This is a genomic window from Bradyrhizobium sp. MV1.5 (assembly GCF_055807615.1).
In genome coordinates this window covers 1-2,437 of the sequence record NZ_JBVVPL010000102.1, presented here as the reverse complement: position 1 = coordinate 2,437, position 2,437 = coordinate 1, and the positions used below count along the sequence as shown (strand labels likewise).

Sequence of the window (2,437 nt, the reverse complement as noted above, 5' to 3'; positions counted from 1 at the left end):
CCACCCTCAGTTGCCTGGTGGGCGCGTATTTTTTTATAACAGACTGGGGGGTCCCCCTCCCCCGCTGGCGGGAGTGGTCGGCGCATAGCGCCGGGTGAGGGTTCTATCCTCTGGGGGACAGTCCCTGTGCGGAGACACCCTCTCCCCAACCCTCTCCCGCAAGCGGGAGAGGGAGCGCACCTTGCCCCTTTGCTCACGCCGCTGTGGCGCCACCCGCCCCCTCAACGCTTTATTAACCATAACCGGTGCATCACTGGATCTGTCTCGTTTCGAGGGATAGGTCCGGTGCCGGTTGCACGCGCGTTTCGATGGTCGAAGTTGGCAGCGTCCTTGGCAGCGTCCGCCGCGCTGACCCTTGGCGGCTGCATGCAAACCGCTGGTCCCGTCGCCTATGTGCAGCCGCGCGCCGATCTCGATTCGATGGCCTATGGCCAGCCGTACAACGCGCCGCAGCCGGTCGTTGTCGGCAGTGGCGGCGGCGCCATCGCAGCGCTCAGCAATTCCTTTGCCTCCTCGCCGGCGCCCATGCCGGTCGGTTATGCCGCGCCGATGGCGGCGCCGGTTCGCTATGACGCCTCTTACCATCTCGACGCTGGCGACAGGCTGCGCGTCGTGGTCTACGGCCAGGAAGGTCTCACCAACAGCTACGCGATCGACGCCGGCGGCTCCATCACCATGCCGCTGATCGGCGGCGTCCCGGCACGCGGCCGCACGCCGGCCGGCCTTGCCGGCGAGATCGCCGCACGGCTGCGCAACGGCTACATCCGCGAGCCCTCCGTCGCCGTCGAGATCGAGGCCTATCGCCCGTTCTTCATTCTCGGCGAAGTCTCCGCGCCCGGCCAGTATCCTTACGTGCCGAACATGACGGTCGAAAGCGCCGTCGCGATCGCCGGCGGCTTCTCGCCCCGCGCCAAGCGCGACGTGGTCACCGTTACGCACACCGAAGCCGGCGGCGCCATGCGCGCCGTGGTGCCGCTCGGCACTCCCTTGAGCCCCGGCGACACCGTGTTCGTCGGCGAACGCTGGTTCTAGCTCACCGCCTGAAATCCAGCCGCCCGTTCGGAAAACATCCGTCGATGCGCGCGGCATCGACCACGCGCCCGATCCATGGCCGCGTGATCGCGGGATTGGTTATGTTGATGTATTTCCCCACCAGGCGCGCGCCCTCGCGCGCAGCATCGATCAGCCCGTGCCGTCGGCCGTGATCCCAATCGAAGCGCAGATAGATGCGTCCGCCTGCGACCCGCACTTCCGCGCGTCCTTCTTTCCAGGCTTGCGGCGTATCGCCGGCAATGGTCGGATCTGCGCCGCCATTCCAGCGGCTGGCCCAGATACCGTCGAGCGGGTCTGACCGTGCCGCGATTTTTGCCCAAGCCGCCGCGTTGAGGTCGGCGGCATCGCCGGCAAGCGTGGCGATTGCGGCATAATCCATGACGTCGCGATCATCCGGCGCGGGCACGTCCATGGTGCCGAACGGATTGCGGATGACGATGTTCGTATTGGCCTGCTGCATGACGATCTCCCGGCGTGAGTTGGCTTGATCGGCCAGCTCTATCGCCGCGCGCCAGGATGCAGCCACCCGATTCCTGCTTGTCATTGCGCGCCTGCGCCTGTCGGCGCATCCCGGAATGACAGCGAAGCCGCGCGCTACGATTTCAAATGCTTCGCGAAAAATTCCATGCTGCGCGGCCAGGCGGTATCGGCGCTGGCCTTGTCGTAGCTCGCCCGCTCGTCGCAATGGAAGCCGTGCTGCGCGCCCGGATAGACGAAGATTTCCACGTCAGGCCGCTTCGTCTTGATGGTTTCGACGTCGGTCTGGGGAATGCCGGCATCCTTCTCGCCAAAATGCAGCTGCGTCGGCACTTTGGGTGTTTCGTCGGCGAAGCGCACGACGGCGCCGCCGTAATAGCCGATCGCGGCCTTCAGGCCGGACAGCCGCGTCGCCGCGACGAAGGCGACGCTGCCGCCCAGGCAAAAGCCGATGATGCCGACCGGGCCGACGCTCTTCACCGCATCGATCGCCGCCTGCGTGTCGCGCAGCATCGCGTCCCAATCCGGATTGGCAACGAACTTGCGCGCTTCCGCGATCTCGTCGGGCGTGTAGCCGGACTGGAAGCCCGGCGAGGTCCGGTCGAAGATCGACGGGGCGATCGCGACATAGCCTTCCCCGGCGAGGCGATCGCAGACCGAGCGGATGTGATGGTTGACCCCAAAAATTTCCTGGATCACCACCACCGCCCCCTTCGCCGTCCCCGCGGGGTCAGCGCGATAGGCACCGAGCTGGAAATTGTCGGAGGCCGTCAGCTTGATGTCTTGTCCCACGTGGGTTGTCCTTCTTGTTATTACGAACTCAAATCTCACCCCTCATCCTGAGGAGCTTCCAATGCAAGCGTCTCGAAGGATGAAGGCCCCCGCTGCTGCATCTCGGCCTCTATCC

The 2,437-nt window shown here is 65.6% G+C and carries 3 protein-coding genes; 1 reads left to right on the top strand and 2 read right to left on the bottom strand.

Features of this window, described 5'->3' with window-relative positions:
* Positions 1–285: 285 nt before the first annotated feature.
* Complete coding sequence (locus AC0L2J_RS34640; RefSeq protein ID WP_063996510.1) at positions 286–1,032, top strand: polysaccharide biosynthesis/export family protein; 747 nt, start codon at positions 286–288, stop codon at positions 1,030–1,032.
* 1 nt (position 1,033) lies between these two features.
* Here the strand turns inward: AC0L2J_RS34640 and AC0L2J_RS34635 are convergent, their stop codons facing one another.
* Positions 1,034–1,513, bottom strand: coding sequence for a hypothetical protein (locus AC0L2J_RS34635; RefSeq protein WP_473395969.1), 480 nt, complete (start codon positions 1,511–1,513; stop codon positions 1,034–1,036).
* Positions 1,514–1,647: 134 nt separating this feature from the next.
* A complete protein-coding gene (locus tag AC0L2J_RS34630; RefSeq protein WP_473395968.1) occupies positions 1,648–2,322 on the bottom strand; it encodes a dienelactone hydrolase family protein in 675 nt (224 codons plus the stop codon).
* Between the last annotated feature and the right edge of the window lie 115 nt (positions 2,323–2,437).